The organism is Caballeronia sp., assembly GCF_049581465.1.
In the GTDB taxonomy this organism is placed as follows: domain Bacteria; phylum Pseudomonadota; class Gammaproteobacteria; order Burkholderiales; family Burkholderiaceae; genus Caballeronia.
In genome coordinates this window covers 1-3,833 of sequence record NZ_JBAUSA010000964.1, presented here as the reverse complement: position 1 = coordinate 3,833, position 3,833 = coordinate 1, and the positions used below count along the sequence as shown (strand labels likewise).

The 3,833-nt window shown below is 60.8% G+C and carries 3 protein-coding genes; all 3 read right to left on the bottom strand.

Translation table 11 applies throughout. The features are described 5' to 3' along the window. Positions 1-528: DNA gyrase subunit A (locus tag WCA53_RS23690; protein WP_423916205.1), on the bottom strand; the 528-nt coding region annotated here is incomplete at its 3' end. 53 nt (positions 529-581) lie between these two features. Beyond that, entirely contained in the window at positions 582-2,597 is a 2,016-nt protein-coding gene (locus WCA53_RS23685; RefSeq protein ID WP_423916203.1) for a DNA topoisomerase IV subunit B, read from the bottom strand. 322 nt (positions 2,598-2,919) lie between these two features. Further along, a partial coding sequence (locus tag WCA53_RS23680) for an ATP-binding cassette domain-containing protein (RefSeq protein WP_423916200.1) occupies positions 2,920-3,833 on the bottom strand: 914 nt, incomplete at its 5' end.

The window sequence follows — 3,833 nt, the reverse complement described above, 5'->3', positions numbered from 1 at the left end:
GCCGTTCAGCAGCACAAAGGGCAGGCGCGCGGGCAGAAGCTTCGGCTCCTGGAACGAACCGTCGTAGTTCGGCATGAAATCGACGGTGCCCATGTCGATTTCATCGAGCAGCAATTTCGCGATCGGGGTGAGACGCGCTTCCGTGTAACGCATGGCCGCCGCGCCGTCGCCGTCGCGCGAGCCGAAGTTGCCCTGCCCGTCGATCAACGGATAGCGCATTGAAAACGCCTGCGCGAGACGCACGAGTGCGTCGTAGGCCGACTGGTCACCGTGCGGATGGTATTTACCCAGCACGTCGCCCACCACGCGCGCCGACTTCACCGGCTTCGCGGTGCTCGCGAGGCCCATTTCGTTCATGGCAAACAGGATGCGGCGCTGCACCGGTTTCTGGCCGTCGCATACGTCCGGCAACGCGCGGCCCTTCACCACGCTCACCGCGTAGTCGAGATACGCGCGCTCGGCGTAGTCGCCAAGCATCAGCTTTTCGCCTTCAGGCGCGGCTTCTTGTTCCGCGAAAAGATCGTCCATCGAATTTCCAGAGTTATGCGTTGACGAAGTTCATCAGGAGAAGCTCTGCAGCCTCAAATATCCGCTTCGACTTCGTTGCCCTTTTCTTCCAGCCAGCTTCGCCGCGATGCCGCTTCGCCCTTGCCCATCAGCATGGTCATGCGAGTGACCGTGTCGTCGAAGCCGAGATCGCCGAGTTCCACCGGCAGCAGGCGGCGCGTGTCGGGGTTCATCGTGGTATCCCAGAGCTGTTCCGCGCTCATTTCGCCCAAGCCCTTGAAACGGCTGATCGACCATTGGGTTTCGCGCACGCCGTCCTTTCGCAGCTTGTCGAGGATCGCCTCGAGTTCGCCTTCGTCCAGCGCGTAGAGCTTTTGCGCCGGCTTCTTGCCGCGCGCGGGGGCATCGACACGAAACAGCGGAGGCCGCGCGATGCAGACGTTGCCCTGTTCGATCAATTGCGGAAAATGTTTGAAGAACAAGGTGAGAAGCAACACTTGGATGTGCGCGCCGTCGACGTCCGCGTCCGACAAAATGCAGATCTTGCCGTAACGCAGGTTCGATAAATCGGCCTTGCTATCCAGACTATCCGGACTGTGCGGATCCACGCCGATCGCGACCGCAATGTCGTGCACTTCGTTGTTTGCAAACAGCCGGTCCCGCTCCGTTTCCCACGTGTTCAGCACCTTGCCGCGCAACGGCAAGATGGCTTGAAACTCCTTGTCGCGGCCCATCTTGGCCGAGCCGCCCGCCGAATCGCCTTCCACCAAAAACAGTTCGTTACGCGAAATGTCGGTCGATTCGCAATCAGTGAGCTTGCCCGGCAGTATCGCCACGCCGGAACTCTTGCGCTTCTCGACTTTCTGACCCGCACGCGTACGCGCTTGCGCTTGCCGGATCACGAGTTCCGCGAGCTTCTTGCCAAACTCCACGTGCTGGTTCAGCCACAATTCGAGCGCGGGACGCGTAAAGGACGACACCAGTTTCACCGCATCACGGCTATTGAGGCGTTCCTTGATCTGCCCTTGGAACTGCGGATCGAGCACTTTCGCCGACAACACGAACGACACGCGCGCGAACACGTCCTCGGCGAGCAATTTCACGCCTTTGGGCTGCAAATTGTGTAATTCGACAAAGCTCTTGACCGCCTGGAACAAGCCGTCGCGCAAGCCCGATTCGTGGGTGCCGCCAGCGGGTGTCGGAATCAGGTTCACGTACGACTCGCGCAACAACGGCCCTTCCTCGCTCCATGCGACCACCCACGTCGCGCCCTCGCCTTCAGCAAAGGTTTCTTCACTGGATTTGGCGTTGCCGGCGAAGCGTTCTCCTTCGAACAGCGGGATCAGGAGATCGCTGCCGCCCATGCCTTCGAGCAAATAGCCCCTCAACCCGTCCTCGTATTTCCAGGTTTGGCGCTCGCCGGTTTTTTCATTAATCAGCACGACTTCCACGCCCGGCAGCAACACCGCCTTCGAACGCAAAAGCCGCTGCAACTCACCGACCGGCAAGTTGGGCGAATCGAAATACTTCGGGTTTGCCCAGGCAGTGACACGCGTGCCCGACTTCTTTTCGCCACGGTTCATTGCACGGGTTTCGAGCGGCTTCACCACATCGCCGTTCGAAAAGCCCAGTTCCGCGACTTTGCCGTCGCGCCAGACGGTGACGTCGAGCCGCGTGGACAACGCGTTGGTGACCGAGACGCCGACGCCGTGCAGGCCGCCCGAGAACGTGTACGCGCCGCCCGAGCCCTTGTCGAACTTGCCACCAGCGTGCAGGCGCGTGAACACGATCTCCACGACTGGCACACCTTCTTCCGGATGCATGCCGAACGGAATGCCGCGCCCGTCGTCTTCGACCGACACCGAATGATCGACGTGCAGCGTCACCGCGATTTGCCGGCCATAGCCGCCAAGCGCTTCGTCGGATGCGTTGTCGATGACTTCCTGGATGATGTGCAGCGGATTCTCAGTACGGGTGTACATGCCGGGTCGTTGCTTGACCGGCTCGAGACCTTTCAGCACCTTGATCGATGCTTCGCTGTATCCGCTGTTCTTGCCGCCGTCGGCGGTGCTGGGTTTTTTCGTGGACATGTCTGGACGATGGTCCGGCGTCCGATCGACCCGCTTCTCACCCAGCGATGGTCGCGCCGGACGACCGGCGAATACGTGAACACAGCAGACCAACCCGGCTGACCGCGCCGGATTGCGCGTAATTAAACTCAACCGCGAAAAACTAAACGTCGCGCCGGCCCCGCTTTCAACCCCGCGCTTTCAACCGCGAAGTCACACGAGCCCGGGTGCTCGAAAACGCGACGTATTGTACTGATTTCGACAAATTTATCGATAAGACCGCAGGCGCCGGGCGTTAAAGCCCGCTAAAAAGCCCGCTTAACAACCGGTTTCGAGGCCCGTGCTATTTACGCTTTGCGTCGAGCTCTTCCCAGCGTTCGAGCGCGACCAGCAACGCCTCGTCGATCACCGCGTGCCGCTCGCTCAGGCGCGTACCCTCTTTCGGATCTCGCGCAAACACAGACCCGTCCGCGAGTTTGGCAGCGATCTCCTTTTGCTCGGCTTCGAGCGCCGCGATCTGCGCCGGCAACGCTTCTAGTTCGCGCACTTCCTTATACGGAAGCTTGTTCGAACGTTGCGTGTTGCGTCCGGCGCCGCTGTCCTTGGGGCCGTCGTCCTTCTTCGCCTGCTTGGCCGTGTCGCGTGCTGCGTCCGACGCGATTTTCTCCGAGCGTTCACGCTGGATTTGCCAGTCGCTAAATCCGCCTACGTACTCGCGCCACTTGCCGCCACCTTCTGACGCGAACACCGACGTCACCACATTGTCGAGGAATTGGCGATCGTGGCTGACCAGCAACACGGTGCCGTCGTACTCGGTCAACAATTCTTCAAGCAGTTCGAGCGTCTGGATGTCGAGGTCGTTGGTCGGCTCGTCCAGCACCAGCACATTGGCCGGACGGGCGAACAGACGCGCGAGCAGCAGGCGGTTGCGCTCGCCGCCCGATAAGGAACGGACCGGCGAACGCGCGCGTTCAGGCGCGAACAGGAAGTCGCCGAGATAACTCATGACATGCTTCTTCACGCCGTTCACTTCGACCCATTCGCTGCCTGGGCTGATGGTGTCGGCGAGGGTTTTGTCGAGGTCGAGTTGCTCGCGCATCTGGTCGAAATACGCTACCTGCGTATTCGTGCCGGTGCGCACCGTGCCCTCGTCCGGCGCGAGCTCGCCAAGAATCATTTTCAGCAGCGTGGTCTTGCCGGCGCCGTTCGGGCCGATAAACCCAAACTTGTCGCCACGCATGACCGTCGCCGTGAAGT

What these genes read in the sequence shown, in the direction of transcription:
- WCA53_RS23685 (WP_423916203.1), bottom strand. Translation starts at nt 2,597, where the DNA reads ATGTCCACGAAAAAACCCAGCACCGCCGACGGCGGCAAGAACAGCGGA.